The 15,787-nt window shown below is 36.0% G+C and carries 15 protein-coding genes; 3 read left to right on the forward strand and 12 right to left on the reverse strand.

All coding sequences use genetic code 11. The annotated features are described in order from the left end of the window. The 8 genes from A5880_RS06250 to A5880_RS06285 all read right to left on the reverse strand — a co-directional run bounded on the left by A5880_RS06250 (position 1) and on the right by A5880_RS06285 (position 8,099). Positions 1-1,422, reverse strand: coding sequence for a PTS transporter subunit EIIC (locus A5880_RS06250; protein ID WP_086331071.1), 1,422 nt, complete (start codon positions 1,420-1,422; stop codon positions 1-3). Between the two features lie 71 nt (positions 1,423-1,493). Further along, on the reverse strand, positions 1,494-2,261 hold the full coding sequence (gene chbG / locus A5880_RS06255) for a chitin disaccharide deacetylase (RefSeq protein WP_086331070.1): 768 nt from the start codon (positions 2,259-2,261) through the stop codon (positions 1,494-1,496). Positions 2,262-2,387: 126 nt separating this feature from the next. Continuing rightward, positions 2,388-3,209, reverse strand: coding sequence for a PRD domain-containing protein (locus A5880_RS06260; RefSeq protein WP_086331433.1), 822 nt, complete (start codon positions 3,207-3,209; stop codon positions 2,388-2,390). Between the two features lie 250 nt (positions 3,210-3,459). Next, a complete protein-coding gene (trmB, locus tag A5880_RS06265; protein WP_086331069.1) occupies positions 3,460-4,116 on the reverse strand; it encodes a tRNA (guanosine(46)-N7)-methyltransferase TrmB in 657 nt (218 codons plus the stop codon). Positions 4,117-4,230: 114 nt separating this feature from the next. Next, positions 4,231-5,010, reverse strand: a complete 780-nt coding sequence (locus A5880_RS06270) for a phosphotransferase family protein (protein WP_086331068.1) — start codon at positions 5,008-5,010, stop codon at positions 4,231-4,233. A 265-nt stretch (positions 5,011-5,275) separates the two neighbouring features. Further along, a complete protein-coding gene (dat, locus tag A5880_RS06275; RefSeq protein WP_086331067.1) occupies positions 5,276-6,139 on the reverse strand; it encodes a D-amino-acid transaminase in 864 nt (287 codons plus the stop codon). Positions 6,140-6,142: 3 nt separating this feature from the next. Further along, positions 6,143-7,360 carry an ABC transporter permease gene (locus A5880_RS06280; protein ID WP_086331066.1) on the reverse strand — a complete coding sequence of 406 codons (1,218 nt, stop codon included), beginning with the start codon at positions 7,358-7,360 and terminating at the stop codon, positions 6,143-6,145. Between the two features lies 1 nt (position 7,361). Beyond that, on the reverse strand, positions 7,362-8,099 hold the full coding sequence (locus A5880_RS06285) for an ABC transporter ATP-binding protein (RefSeq protein WP_086331065.1): 738 nt from the start codon (positions 8,097-8,099) through the stop codon (positions 7,362-7,364). Positions 8,100-8,234: 135 nt separating this feature from the next. Here A5880_RS06285 and A5880_RS06290 point away from each other — a divergent pair, with 135 nt between their 5' ends. The 3 genes from A5880_RS06290 (at position 8,235) to A5880_RS06300 (ending at position 10,332) form a co-directional block, all read left to right on the forward strand. Continuing rightward, complete coding sequence (locus A5880_RS06290; RefSeq protein WP_086331064.1) at positions 8,235-8,666, forward strand: HIT family protein; 432 nt, start codon at positions 8,235-8,237, stop codon at positions 8,664-8,666. Beyond that, on the forward strand, positions 8,660-9,004 hold the full coding sequence (locus A5880_RS06295; RefSeq protein ID WP_086331063.1) for a YtxH domain-containing protein: 345 nt from the start codon (positions 8,660-8,662) through the stop codon (positions 9,002-9,004). Before A5880_RS06290 ends, A5880_RS06295 begins: the two co-directional genes overlap by 7 nt. Before the next feature lie 305 nt (positions 9,005-9,309). Further along, positions 9,310-10,332 carry a peptidylprolyl isomerase gene (locus A5880_RS06300; RefSeq protein ID WP_086331062.1) on the forward strand — a complete coding sequence of 341 codons (1,023 nt, stop codon included), beginning with the start codon at positions 9,310-9,312 and terminating at the stop codon, positions 10,330-10,332. Positions 10,333-10,371: 39 nt separating this feature from the next. Here A5880_RS06300 and A5880_RS06305 read toward each other — a convergent pair whose 3' ends face one another. From A5880_RS06305 to A5880_RS06320, 4 genes are read right to left on the reverse strand one after another with little or no spacing between them, the layout of a single operon-like run. Continuing rightward, positions 10,372-10,833, reverse strand: a complete 462-nt coding sequence (locus A5880_RS06305; RefSeq protein WP_086331061.1) for an ASCH domain-containing protein — start codon at positions 10,831-10,833, stop codon at positions 10,372-10,374. Between the two features lie 18 nt (positions 10,834-10,851). Next, complete coding sequence (locus tag A5880_RS06310) at positions 10,852-11,796, reverse strand: 3'-5' exoribonuclease YhaM family protein (protein ID WP_086331060.1); 945 nt, start codon at positions 11,794-11,796, stop codon at positions 10,852-10,854. Positions 11,797-11,798: 2 nt separating this feature from the next. Next, positions 11,799-14,495, reverse strand: a complete 2,697-nt coding sequence (locus A5880_RS06315) for an ATP-binding protein (RefSeq protein ID WP_086331059.1) — start codon at positions 14,493-14,495, stop codon at positions 11,799-11,801. After that, positions 14,492-15,724, reverse strand: a complete 1,233-nt coding sequence (locus tag A5880_RS06320; RefSeq protein WP_086331058.1) for a metallophosphoesterase family protein — start codon at positions 15,722-15,724, stop codon at positions 14,492-14,494. Before A5880_RS06320 ends, A5880_RS06315 begins: the two co-directional genes overlap by 4 nt. Positions 15,725-15,787: the final 63 nt, after the last annotated feature.

Genomic DNA, 15,787 nt, shown 5'->3' on the forward strand with positions numbered 1-15,787 from the left:
CTATCCTTCACTTTCTAATAATTTATCAAACTCAGCCATAATATAGGTCACTTCTAAACCAATAATCACTTGATAATTTTTTTCCGTTGGTTTAATCAGTCCACTTACCCCTAGCTGCTTGATTCTTTGTTCATCGACAATCGTGTTATCCAGCACTTCCACTCTCAAACGTGTATTACAGCTATACGCATCAGCAATATTTTCTTTACCACCAAAAGCGGCAAGCAACTTTTTAGCCATATACTCATAATTTTTGCTTGCTAAACTTAACTCTTTTTCTTCTGCTTCAACTTCTGTACCAAATTCAGTTGCAACTTCTCGCCCTAATGTCGGAATATTTCGTTTAGTAATCAGATAATAAAACGTGAAATAATACAGAGCGAAAAAGACCAAGCCGATTGGGAGAATCAAAATCGCATTGGTTGCGATCCTAAAATTGATCAAATAATCCACAATACAAGCCCCAAAAGTAAACCCAATCCGGATATTAAATAAATAGCACACGAACCCTGCTAAACCTGCAAAAAATGCATGAACCACGTATAGCATCGGTGAAATAAACATAAAACTAAACTCAACAGGTTCAGTGATATTCGCAATAAAAGAAGTTGCCGCTCCACTTCCCATGATTCCTTTAACCATTTCTTTATTTTCTTTAAATGCTGCACGATAAATCGCTAAACAAATCGCAGGAATCCCAAACATCATCACCACAAAAAATCCTGATAAGAACAGTCCTGCTTGAGGGTCACCATTAATGAAGCGGGTCATTTCTCCTCGGAACACTTCACCGTTTGGCGCTGTATAACTCCCTAAATCATAGTAAACATAGGTATTCAGTACATGATGAAGTCCAAATGGAATCAATAAACGGTTCAAGAACATAAAGATTCCCACACCAAAAGCACCCATATCTACTAGTAACTTCGCAAAATTATCGATCCCCGTTTGAATAATCGGCCAAATAATACCAAAAACAACTGCTGTAACTGTTTGTAACAGCATCACCATCGTCAATGGAAATTTCTCTCCTGCAAAATAAGAGAAAACCATTGGTAATTTTTGGTTTTTAAAACGATTATATGTCCAAGCAGCAACTAAACCAGAAATGATCCCGCCAAAAATCCCCATACTTACATCTGGATTCATGATCGCTAAGCCTTGTTTTAAGGTTGCGATTGCCAGAAATCCTGTTAATGCAGGAATCCCCTTATCCTTCGTCTTGGCAAAACCAATCGTTACACCAATTGCAAACAAAATATCCAAATTTCCAAAAACAGCATTCCCAGCAGCACCAATCACTGGAATATTCAACATATCATCCGCAGATAAACGCATGATCAGCCCAGCCAAAGGCATCGCTGCTACAGGTAAAAGCATCGCTCGTCCTAATTTTTGTATATTTGCTTTAAAATTCGACATTTTTTTCCTCCTTAATATAAAAACGTAACGGTTTCCTTAGTCTTGATTGAACCAACTGTTTAAATACGCCCCTAAATAACCCCATAATTGACTAACTCGATAGTCTTATCCTGCCTCACACTTTTCGCAAATTCAGAATGAATCAAAAACTCCACCTGATTGATCCTTGGAAAAACAAAACCAGAACCTTCATATAGCATTTGATCAATGTACGCTGTATGACACATGATTTCTGTGGTTTCCTCTTCCTTTAAACGCTCCATCAATTCTGCTAAATAGCTATCCAGCGATTGACTGATCTGACGCTTTTTCGGATCCTCCACACCGACATCATCAAAAAAGCGTTCAAAGTTTGCGACATGGCGTACTTCTGCTTTGCGTTCAAAATTGCCACGAACAGGTAAGTCATATTTTTTTGCCAAAGCAATCACTACTTCCTGATTTTGCCCAAAAGTATGGGTGTGGTGATGGCTATCTAAATGTGTTGGTATAATCCCCGCCCGAAAGACTTTCTGGATTTGCGCATTCCATTCTTGGTATAATTCATCCAAATCGATTTGAAAAGGTTGCTCATAAAAAGCTAATTTCTTAAATGCATGATTTTCATCTATTAAAGTTGTTACATTATTCAGTATCGGTTTCCCACAAGTCAATGTTAAATGAACACCTACGCCCAAATCAGGAAATTCTTTCTTTAACTTTACTCCATGTTCAAATCCGGGCATATTAGCCATTATCGTAGTTGACGTCAAAATGCCTTCGCGATAAGCATCTATAATTCCATAATTCACGCCCCGACTATACCCGAAATCATCTGAGTTTATAATTACTTTTCCCATTTTCTTCCTCTTTTCTTTTTGATTGACACTAAAAAAGACGCAATCTAATAAGGATCTCCTCAGCACTACACTGAATGATCTCTTATTAGGTTACGCCTACCGAATAGTTACACCCTAACTGTTATTTTATTTAATTCTTGCCAAATGAACCGCTAGATAAACCGTCTCATTTTCTTGAATGGTGATCCCGTATTTCTCTTCTATGCTAGTTGTTATAAACGTTGCGATGCTATAAGGAACACTCTGATGAAACGAGTCATTGAAAAAAGAAAAATCTTCTTCCGGCACCTTTTCTTGATAAATCAAGCGTTTCACTAAAAATTTCACATGGATCATCAAACGATGATAGGTTAGAGACTCATGATCCAATTTCCCAAAATACTTCTTTTCTAACAACTGCAAAATCTCAGTTGTCATCTCAAGAATTTTTAAACTATTTAAACTGTTTTTTTCGCCTAGCTCTGCATTAATGATATGCATAGTAATAAATCCAACTTCATTGGCACCTAATTCTGTCTCATAACGTTTATTGATCAATCGGACAACCTCAACAGCTGTCTGATATTCTTCTGGATATAACAACTTCATCTCAGGCAACATGATCGCTGTAACCTGACTATCTTCTTTTCTTCGTTGAATCGCAAAATAGATATGATCTGTCAAAGCAATATAAATATTCGAATCCAATGTGGCTTTGATCTCCGACTGAATAAAATGAATAATTTCTTCTGAAAACTCAATAAATTCAAGTGGAATTTGTGCAGCCATCTCACTAAACATTTTTGTTTTTTCTTTGGAATCTAAGACAAAAAATTTATCCGCTACCCTTTCATCGAACACTTCATTTACAACTGCTGAAAACCCAATCCCTTTACCCATAGCAATTTTTTCTACCCCATTATCATTCACTAAAACGACGTTGTGATTGATTTTTTTCACGATACGCATATTCATTAACAATCCCTTCTCCTGAAAGGCAAAATAAATTTTTACTGCTGATTTTATTCTATTTAATCGCTCCTTTCCATATTATTACTAACGCGTTAATCTCAGGAAATGGCCAAATGAAGTAACTTTTTTACGCAAAAACGACCTAAGAAAAGAAACTTTTCTTAGGTCGTGCCTAATCTAATAGTTACACCCTGTGTTTTATGGCTAAAATATACCACAAGGTGAAAGCGTTGTCAAACCCTATTTTCTATATTTGTTTATTCTCAGATTGAAACCTTGCTTCCACACGATAAATAGGCTGTCCTTTTGCCGAGAATTTCTGTTCGTACTCTGTCATAATATTGCCTTCATAATCGCTGGCATGTAGATCCAGCCAAACTTGTTCTAAAATCATCCCATATTTAGAAAAACTGCTTAATGAATATTCAAATAAACCTCGATTATCCGTTTTAAAGTGAATTTCGCCATTTGATTTTAGAATTTCTTCATCGGTTGCTAAAAATGTTTTAAACGTTAAACGACGTTTTTCATGTCTTGTTTTTGGCCAAGGATCAGAAAAGTTTAAATAAATTTGATCTATTTCATTTTCAGCAAAGTATTGTGTTAGTTCTTCTCCATTTACATGAAGTAATTGTAAATTAGGCAATTCTTCTTCTAATGCTTTTTCTAGAGCGATTGAAAGAACACTCAATTGCATATCGATCCCAATATAATTAATATCTGGGTTTGCTTTGGCCATTCCTACCACAAATTGTCCCTTACCAGAACCAATTTCAATGTGAATCGGGTGATTATTCCCAAAACGCTCTTCCCAGCGTCCTTGCCATTTAGACGGTTCATCTACGACCAATTCAGGATGACTCGCCAATAATTCTGCAGCTCCTGGTCTTTTTCTCATTCGCATGTATCTATCTCCTCTGTAACAAATTTTAAGAGGGTAGAACAAAACTGACGTTTTGTGCTGCCCTCTGATATTCAAGTAAGCAGTGAGAAACAGCAATTGTTGTCCTTGTCCTCACTAATAACCAAATGCTTGTTTTAATTTCAAAATTTCTGCGTTCATTTCACGTTTTTCTCCTGACTGATAATGACGGAGAATTTCTTGTAAGAAATTAAATAACGCATACCATTTGATTCTCATTAACGCCTCTTCACTTGGACGCATCCCGTAGGACAACAGCCATTTATTCCAGCTTGCCCGTGGAACATAATGTCCCAACAGCATTCCTAAATCCAGCGCCGGATCAGCAACCATCACAGAATCCCAATCAACTAAATAGAGGTAATTATTTGATACAATCCAATTACGATGATTAACATCACCATGAACCACCATATAATTATGTACAGAGTAGTTTGGAATATGCTCCTGTAGATAGTGATACACCCTAGCAAGATACGTGTTATTTCGCAATTCAGTTGGCAATTTCTGATCATATTCTTGAAGCATCATAGCAGGTGTTTTGATTTGCCCACCGATTTTTTCAAGCATACTTTTCAGCATATGCGAATGATGTAAATGATACAACACATCTACAACATCATTTCTTTGTCCAATTTCTTGTGCTTTCAACACTTGCCCATCCAGCCATTCTTGCGCTGTTAAAATATCACCTGTCACTGTTCGTTTAGTCCAAACCAACTTAGGGGCAATCCCTTCTTTAGACAAGGCAGCCAAAAGAGGAGAAGTATTTCGTTTAATAAATACTCTTTCAGTCGCACGTATACCCATGAAAGTTTGGCCAGTTGCGCCTTTTATTGGCTGCAAGCGCCACTCCTTATCCAACTGAAATGCCATGGAATTTATCTCCTATCTTAACACAATTTAAATGAACGCATAACGGAATCATCCAGTCTCTCCCTAAAATGTCTGAGAGATATTTTCTCTCGTTCATCTTTTGTCTATTTCTAAAGAACTTCAACCTTAAGTATTTCCTTTGATGTTGAAGTAGAGTACAGCCCTAACCTGTGAATTTAGAAATCTTCATTATTTACAGTACCTATCATTTTAGCTTCCATAGCGTTCAACGTCAAGCATCACTCTTGTACTTTTAGCAGACATCCTATTTTTCTGCGCTTCCGCATATCTTATTAACGCTGGCAATATACGCATTCAACAATTTTTTCGTGATTTCTCCGGGCTTTCCAGTACCAACAACATGATCATTTATTTTAACTACAGGGACAATTTCAGTAAGCGAACCTGAAACAAAACATTCGTCTGCTGTAAATAACTCTTCTTCATATACAGCTTCTTCTTTCACAGGAATGTCCAACTCATTTGCCAGTTCTAAGATTTTCTTTTTGGTAATTCCTGGCAAAATTAAATGTCCATCTGGATGTGTGTATACTATTCCATCTTTGACCACCCAAAAGTTTGCTGCTGAAGTTTCGGTTACCTTATCCTCACGAATCAGTACCGCATCGTCAAATCCTTTTTGTCTAGCCTCATCTAAGGACAAAATGTTCCCCATTAAACTCAATGACTTGATGTCACAATGCAACCAGCGTGTATCTGGTACAACAGCAACACTGATCCCTGTTTCCATTTTTTGCGTGGGTCTTTGATAGGGCAAGATATTAGCTGTTAATACTCCTTTAACTTTCTTTGGATCAGGTAGTGCATGGTTTCTTGGCGAATCAATACCGCGCGTTACTTGAAAATATAATTTACCTTCTTTAATTGCTTCAATTTCCACTAACTTATTCAAATTTGCTGTCAGTTCCTCTTTTGAAAAGGGCAAATGCATGTTGATTTTTTCAGCCCCATTCCACAAACGCTCCAAATGAGCTTCTAACATATAAAGATGTCCATTATAAACACGTACGACTTCATACAGCCCGTCGCCATATTGATACCCTCGATCTTCGATATCTATTTTTACTTCATCACGTTTAACAATCTGATCATTCCATAAAACATGCATTTTTTAAGCCTCCATTTTCTTCAAACGATACGGAACATACAATTTTGCAAACAGGACAACTTCCACAAGTAACACGATGACAACCATCAACCCCTCTGTAAAATCAGGCAAAGCAATTAAAACAAAGCCGCTGAACAAAATCGCTGCTACAAACAACAAGACAGTTACTAACTTACTAACAGCCTGCTTCTTTTGTCCCACTGGCACAGGATATAAATGTGTCATCACCATATAATCGAACTGTGTATAAATTGGAATCAATTGAAAACCAATTAAATAAATAAACAGGACCGACACGCCCATTGAAATCCAAAATTCTTTAAGGAAAAATAAAATCACGCCTCCAACTAGTACCAGTCTAATAAATAATCCACTATATTCAGAACCTCTTAAAAAACTGCGGGCATAGAGATATAAATAGGTATTTGTAGTTGTTGCCTTGATTCTACTTAATAATGGATCCAGATATTTCCGACGTTTAACACTACTAGATATTTCTGGTACATCGGTAAACAAATGGATAAACTGATAGATTCGATGCATTCGATTTTTTTCTTGTCGGATCATCTTTTCCCAATCTAAAGAAACAGATTGCTCTTTTTTCTTTAACGCTAAACAAAAGAACACAAATTGAAGGATAGCTATCAACAGCCCTACCACTGGCATTATATATAGACTACAAACGATCGCCAGTAGACTGGTGATCAACCATAATACAAACCACTGCACATACTCTTTTGAAGAAATTTGATATAATTCATATTTTTGCACTCTCAAGTGACTCGCTTTTAAACTTCCTAACATCACGATGAAATAGAAAAATGTTGAAAATGCCCAACCTGTAGATACAACGACTAGCGGCATTGACATACCACCAAGCAAGAATAGTGCTACTAAGGGCACCCAAAAAGAATAACGCAAGGCTCTATTTAAGTAACTATCCATTTCGGGTTCTTTGGGTAGGATAAAGACTTTATCTGCCTCTTCTGCTAATGTCGCAATACGACCAATCTGTATGATCGCCAGCCATAAAAGTAAAACGAGTGGTCTTCCCCATACAAAATGTACAGGTAGTGTTTTTAATACTTGTGAATAATAAAAACCTAGACCGCCCAACAAAAAGACACACACCAATATAAAATGATCGTTAAAAACATACCGCATGTATTTCATCATTTTTCTAAGATGACGTGCTAAACGAATGCCATAAAATCCAGACATACTACCCCACCTTTTCTTCTTTTGTTAATGCGATATAAATATCGTCCAAGGATGATCCTGGTAAATTGAATTCTTTTTGTAGCTCCTCCATTGAGCCCATTGCCCGAACTTCACCTTCATGTAATACTACAAAACGATCACAATATCTTTCTGCAGTTGCAAGAATATGAGTAGACATCAAAATTGCAGCGCCTTGATTACGCATTTCGTCCATCAACTCTAATAACGCATGAATCGCCAACGGATCTAAGCCTAAAAATGGTTCATCAATGATATACAAACTCGGCTCAATTAAAAAGGCACATAGAACCATCACCTTTTGTTTCATCCCTTTTGAAAAATTTGCAGGGAACCAATCTAATTTATTTTCTAAACGAAATGTTTTTAGCAAAGTAGCCGCGCGTTTAAATGCTTCTTCGGTGGGAATATCATACGCCATTGCCGTGATTTCAATATGCTCTCTTAGTGTCAATTCTTCATATAAAGACGGTGTTTCTGGAATATAGCCAATTTTTTTTCGATAGCTTTCTGGCTGCTGCTTCAGTGTTTCACCATCAATAGAAACTTTTCCTTTTTGCGGAGTCAATAAACCAATTACATTTTTGATCGTAGTACTTTTACCTGCGCCGTTCAATCCAATCAAACCGACCATCTCACCAGATTTCACTTCAAAGTTAATATCTTTTAAAACAGGAATATGGCCATAGCCCCCAGTTAAATGTTCAATTACTAAACTCATTCATATACCTCCAACTAATTTTATCGTGAATCTATTATACCACGAACTTTTTGAAGGTTTCATGAACTTTTTCTCCCAAATAGAATTCAAGATATGTTAAAGTAAACATAACAGTTAAATGAAAGAAGGGAAACTATGACAGATTGTATTTTTTGTAAGATTATTAACCAAGAAATTCCTAGCTATAAAGTTTACGAAGATGATAAAGTTTATGCATTTTTAGATATCACACAAGTGACTAAAGGTCATACTTTGTTGATTCCTAAAGAACACGTCACAGATATTTTTGACTATGAACCAACTCTCGCTGGTGACGTTTTTGCTCGTGTACCTCTCGTTGCCCGTGCCTTAGAAAAAGCATTTCCAGAGATGGAAGGTTTAAATATTATTAACAATAATAAAGAATTGGCTTATCAATCTGTTTTTCACTCTCATATCCATCTTATTCCTCGTTATGGAAAAACGGATGATTTCTCCATTCACTTTGGCAACAATCAAGAAGACTATTCTTCTGAAGACATGCAAGACATTGCAACAAAAATTGTAAAGCAGGTGGAACAATCATGAGTAAATTTTCTAAAGGTCTTTTATTTGGAGCTGTCGCAGGAACTATTGGCGGATTACTTTTTGCACCAAGAAGTGGGAAAGATACACGTCAAAAAATTGTAGATGAATTAGATGAATGGACTGACTTAAAAGAAGATTTTACTGATAAGTTAGAACAAGTCAAAAAATCAGCCGCTGCATTACAAAAAACAGCTGATTTATACATTGAACCTTTTATTGAAGGAATCAATAAAGATATCGAAAACTTCAAGTTTCAAGCTGAACCAAGACTAGCTCAAATCCAAGAGCAAGCTGAACAAATTCAATCTGAATTACCTGAAATACCAGAAATAGTTTAATAGTTACTTGATTAACTTCTATATAAGAAAGAACGTATTGGAAAATCCTTAAAATAGATAAAATTTTATTATTTTTAATACTCTCTTATTGTCTATTTCCTCATTTAATTTTATTTTAAAATCTATAACTATAGATTTTAGCTAAAATTCCCACACTTATAGATGAAAGTGTGTCCTAAATTCGAAAATTTATTGAAACTATGATTTGGGTGTTTCTTTTCTGAAAGATAATGTGGTATAGTTATAATCGTGAGAATTAATTTCTACATAATAAAAATAAAATAATCCTAGGAGTGCTTAAAAGAATGAAGAAAAAATTAATCTTAGCTGCAGCAGGCGTATTTAGTATTTTTGCATTAGCAGCATGTACTGGCGGCTCAAAAGACATCGCATCAATGAAAGGCGGCACAATCACTGTTGATGATTTTTACAACCAAGTAAAAGCTAGCCAACAAAGCCAACAAGATGTGAAAAACATGATCATCTATAAAGTATTTGAAGAAAAATACGGAAAAGATGTTTCAGCTAAAGAAGTTCAAGAAAAATTTGACGAATCGAAAAAAAGTGTAAAAGAACAAGGTCAAAATTTTGATGAGCAATTAAAAGCATCTGGTTTTACAGAAAAAAGCTACAAAGAAGTAATCAAGCAAAACCTTGCATTTATAGCTGGTATCAATGCACATATCAAAATTACTGACAAAGATTTGAAAGCTGCTTGGGAAACATTCCACCCAGAGGTAGAAGCACAAATCATTCAAGTTGGAACTGAAGATGAAGCAAAAGATATTAAAAAACAATTAACTGACGGTGGCGACTTCTCTAAAATCGCTAAAGAAAAATCAACAGATGCTGCGACTAAAGATGACGGTGGCAAAATCAAGTTTGATTCTCAAACAGAAACTGTTTCAGCACAAGTAAAAGAAGCAGCCTTCAAATTAAAAGACGGTGAAGTTTCTGAACCAATCCAAGCAACAGATGCGACTGGTTACCAAACAACATTCTCTATCGTAAAAATGGTTAAAAACAAAGAAAAAGGCAATGACATGGCTCCTTACAAAAAAGAGTTGAAAAAAGTTGCTGAAACAAACAAACAAAACGATCAAGAATTCAGAAACAAAGTAATTTCTGACGAATTAAAAGAAGCAAATGTTAAAATCAAAGACGACGCATTTAAAGATGTCTTAGCTGGTTTGATCCAAACTGAAGACTCTGCTAAATCAAGCGATTCTGCTAAAAAAGACTCTAAAGAAAAAGACTCTAAAAAATCTAAAGATTCTTCAAGCAAAACTGAAGATTCATCAAGTAAAACAGAAGAATCTTCTAAATAGTAAACAAAAAAGAGAGGTTTCCCTCTCTTTTTTATTTGGTTAGTTTTTAAATACTAGCTCAAAGAGTTCGTAAACAACTAACAACTCTTCTGAAAAAGGTACTTGATACTTTGCTAACTCTTGCTCAAAAAATGGCTGATGAACACTGCGCCAATAAGCCAAGGTCCTCGCACCTTCTCCTTCAAGATAACCATGTACCTCTGAAATATCAGAATAAGGCAAGATATCTACGACTTTTGTACAAATAATTGCTTGCGCCTGTTCTTCCCCATCAAGAATTATACTGTAATCACCAACTTCTGGAAGCTTCTCATTTTCAAACGCTCGTTTATATAGCAGATGTAAAGAAGAGGTTCCTGTCTTTTCTCCACTAAGAACATGAGCCAATAATTCATCTGCCATTTCTGGTGAGTTTCCAAACGCCCAAACTCCATACTTATCATGAGTCATTGACTGTTCTTTTTTAAATCGTTCCCATAGGCTAATTGCAGATTGATTCATTTCGCTCTCCTATTCCAGTTAAATATTTTTTGGAACATAAAAACTTCGATTATCTAATCCAAAAATTCGATCGGTGTATTCTCCTGGCTCAGTTTGACGAATAGATCCTAACATCATTTGAATTGATGCATCCATATTATCTATTTGATGCAACACTTCTGCTTCCATAATTCGTGGACGAACGGGAGAACCATACTCTAATAAACCATGATGAGCTAAAACCATGTGACGTAAAACAATAACATCTTCATCATTTTCATCAATCTTCAGAGCAATGCAGGCTTTTGTGATCTCTTCATCTACAAGAACTAAATGCCCAATCAAATTTCCTGCTAGCGTATATTCTGTTGTCATAGCTCCAGAAAGTTCTTTGACTTTACCTAAATCATGTAAAATAATCCCAGAATAAAGCAACGCTGCATTTAATTCATTGTATTCTTTACAGATTGATTTTCCTAAACGCAACATAGAAACAGTATGGTAAGCCAAGCCATTTGCAAACGCATGGTGATTTCTCTTCGCTGCAGGATAATCAAAAAACTCTTTTTGGTACTGTGTTAACAGGTAGCGAACAATTCGTTGCCAATGAGCATTGGTGATTTCAAATACCGTTTGATTAATCTCTTCAACCATGTCTTCTCGTTTTAATGGCGCTCGTTCCATATATAAAGCTGGTTGATTAGGTTCTTCTGGTCGCGCTAAACGCATATGAATAATTTTGACTTGTGGATTCCCTTGGTAAACCTCTCTTTTGCCATTTAATAAAATCACATTCCCCGCCAAAAAACGACTGATTTCTTCTTCTGATGCATCCCAATATTTTCCATCGATTGTACCTGATGTATCTTGAAATGTGAATGCAATGAATTTTTTTCCATTTTTTGCTACACGCACATCTGCATTTTTGATCAATAGAAATAGTTCAAACGTTTCATCTACTGTTAATTCACGGATTTTTTTCATACTTACACTCCTTCTAATTCTATAATCGGTTGTTTCAGTTCTTTATAATAGCTTACCATTTCTTTATCAGAAGAAAAACAGATGACTTGTTGGTGTTGGGAAAAAACAGCAAATAATTGAGCTAACTGTTTTTTTCGTGGACTATCGTAATGAAGCCAGCCATCATCTACTATAATCGGACAGACGCTACGTTGTTCCTGTAAATAAAGAAAAGCAAAACGAACAGCCATAATCACTTGATCCCTTGTTCCTGTGGATAGCTCATGTAACATAAAACGTTGCTGCTCTTCACGAATAACAACCAATTGCCCTTCATGCAATTCAATTGAGCGATAGGTCTGAGCTGTTAATAGTGAAAAATAATCCGTTGCCTTTTTCAATAAATTAGGCAATTGCTGTTCTGATAACTCTGTCAAAAGATCGATCAAAAGCTGTCCTGCCAATTGATTGGCCGACCAGTTTAAGGCCAACTCTTCAATTTCGGCTTTTAACATTGCTTGTTCTTGGTAAAGTTCGTCTAATGTCCCATCAGATAACATTTGTTGCCGTTGATAAAGTAACTTTTGCTCTTTTTTCTGTAATTGATGGAGGGCTTCTTCCAACTCTTTGATTGTTTCGACTAATTCTTGCTGTTTGATTACTAATTGTTTTGGCTCAATTGATTCAGTATACAAACCAGCTAACATCTTTTGAAGTTCATCTTTCCTCTTATGATTGTCAAACGCTTCTTGATAGACCCGCAATCTGATAGGAATTTCATTGATTGACTCAATTTGAAAGCGACGCATTAATGGCTGTCCTTGTTCTATTACCTGTTGTTGCTTATCTTTTAATTCGCGGATCATCTGACGTGTATAGGCATCCGCTTGATATTCTTGAGCAAAGCGAACTTTTTCCATTCTATCCGCAAATTCACTGATTACTCGGATTCTATCAGCTAGTGACGTTCCTGCAATAGGCAGTATAGCCGTGAATCTGTCAGTTTGTTGAGACATATCAGCCACGCGCTGTTGATCTTCTTTTAATTGATGTTCCAGTTCTTGATTTGTTTTGATCAAAATCAAATATCGTGTAATATCTGCACGATGGTTCAACCAAAATTCTACTCGATCCATCCTGCCTAAATGATTTTCTTTGACCTTTTGAGTAATTAAATGGGCGGTTTGATTTTCTTCTTCAGTGATTTTTTTAATATCAGACTTTATTTTGATTAATTGATCATTCAAATAATCTAGTTGTGAAAGCTTCTCTTGCCATTGTCGTTTTTCATTTTTGTACGTATCCTTTGGTTGATAAAACAGTGGTAACACAGCGATACTCATCAAACCTATGCTGAGGATAAACGCCACATATCTAATCGGTACAGATATGAAAAAACTCAATCCAAAAACAATAACAGCGACACCGCAAAGAAATGGATTAACTTTTTTGTTTTTTTGACGGTGATTTTTTCGAAACATCTCTTTATTTAGCGTTTCAAAGGTACTCAAATTTTCTTCCCGCGTCGCAATTTCTTCTTCAAGTAAGCGTAAATCCGTTTGTGCTTTTTGAAGTTTGACCGTACGAGCTACTAGCGTTTCTCGCATCTCGTTAACTTCCTGCTCTTCAAAGGGCAATTGAGGCGGTTGGGCTGCCGTCCAACCCCATTGTTTTTCTAACGGATGCATTTCTTGTAAATTTTGCTGGAATGATTGGCTCATCCAATCAATTTCTGAAAGTAGTTTATCAATCTCATAGCGTTTATTTAGTAATTGCTGAATATTATCTTCTTCTTCTAGATAAAAGGCATACTCCTTCGATAGATCTTCACTCTCACTTTGTACCGCCAGATTTTGATTGAAACGTGTTAGTTCTTCACTTAAAAAATGATATTGCTGATATATTGAACGTAGCGTTTCTTGTTCGTCATTACTGATCACGGCCGTTGCTTTTGATTGTTCTATATTTTGCAGTTCTTCATACAATGGTAAATTCATTACTTGCTTTTCAATTAAAACTTGTTGTTGTTTGATTTCTTGGAGGGATAAACGGCTTTCCGTTATTTTGCGTTCTGTGTCTGACAAATCAGCAACTAGCTGTTGATACGGACGCTCTTGTTGCTCTTTTTCATTGATTCGCTTTTGTAATTTTTGATATTCAAGTAATTTTTGATTTAACGGCGGTTGACTTCCTTTCCCTTTGTAGATCGTCTGTGCATGTTTAAAATAAGCCTCTCTATTCAATAATAACTGCTGACTTCCTGATAATCCTAATGAAAGTAATGACGTCTGTAATTCTTCCTCGTTCAATTTATCTAATTGGCTGAGTTGTTCTTGTTGAAAGGTAAAAACCGATTGAAATAACTCTTTTGTTAGTGGATGCAATATCTTTTCCAATGTCCCTTCATCCCCAATTTGACCATTAAAATAAACTTTAGCCTGCCCTTTATTTTGCGCTTTAAAACGTTCTACTTGGACCTCACCATAAACAGGATGTGAAAACCAAAGACGTCCGCCAAACGCCGCACCATTTTTTGGTTGATAATCTTTTTTTCTTTTTCCTTTCGCTGGAAAGCCAAAAAGCATTGCTTGAATAAATTGATAAATGGTTGATTTGCCTACTTCATTCTCACCAAATAGCAGTTGATTGCTGGGTAGAAAATCAATTTTTTTCTGTTGCCATTTACCAAAGCCGACAAGTTCTATTGCAATGAGTTTCATGATTGATCCTCCCGAATGACAAAATCTTGATTGATTCTTTGATCTGCCGCTTCAATACTACGTTTTCGCCATTGTTCATTCACATGAACAACTGTTGAAAATAATGGGTTCTGAAGTAACTCTTGCAACGTATCTGAAAAAATTTCAGGTTGTAGATAGTTTTTTTCTAGTTGTTTTAGCAATTCAGGATCGGCAAAAATTTCGCTTTTTATATCCGTCGTCCGATCTTTTACGTCTAATTGATAGACTAATAATGCCTGGCTAGATTCTAACAACAACCTTTCTTGCAAGTATTGAAGTAATTCTCCACTTTCAAAAGATGTTCGAAATTCTTCTCCAAGCTGTTCGGTTTCTACTAACTGAATTTCTTTTAGCGTAAGCTCCCCCTGTTCTTTGTTCTCTGCCAAAATCGTTTCTAGAAGAAGGACTAATGCCTCTTGTAAGCTTTTAGCCTGTCTTAATGAACATTCTTGTGATTGCCACTTAATTTGCTCTGTTTGTTGAAAACGAACCGTTGCGTGACCTGGCTGTATAGATACAATCGCGCCACCTTGAACTGTTCGTTCTTTTTTAGTATGACCTTGAGGGGTTCCAGGATACACGATCAAAGGATTCGCACTAACCACTTGAGGCTGATGGATATGTCCCAAAGCCCAATAATCGTATCCTTTTGATTTCATTTGGCTAAACGAAAACGGTGCATAATTTTGCTGTCCATTATTTGAAGTATCACCATGATAAATCCCAATATGGATATCTACGGTTTGGTCTTTTAGCGGAAATTGATCTAATTTATTCTCGTTGATCCAAGGATGTTCATAACTAAACCCTGTTATGGCCACTTTTTCTTGATTTTTCGTCATAAAATAATGCGTCTCAACTTGTTCTTTTTTAAAAAGAAACATATTCGCCGGAAAATCAAACCAATATCTCTGCTCCATGTAGTAATCATGGTTTCCGAAGGTCATAATTACAGGTATCTTCACTTGCTCCAATCGTTTCATTTCGTCGATAAAATAGGCTTGCGTCCGAATTGAGGTCCGACTTTGATGAAAGGTATCACCCGCCAAAATCACTGCATCTACTTGATTTTTGATAGCTATATCGACAATTGCTGCCAGTACTTTTTGGTTTGCCTGCTGTAATCGCTCATGAATTTGTTTGGGTATTATTTTCAACCCTTCAAAAGACCGATCCAAATGTAAATCCGCTGTATGTAATACTTTCATTTGCTCCTCCTATTCATCCTAATTCATTTAGTTAATCATATCATTTTATGAAGAATCGGTCAG

The organism is Enterococcus sp. 4G2_DIV0659, from assembly GCF_002140715.2.
Classification (GTDB): domain Bacteria; phylum Bacillota; class Bacilli; order Lactobacillales; family Enterococcaceae; genus Enterococcus_L; species Enterococcus_L mansonii.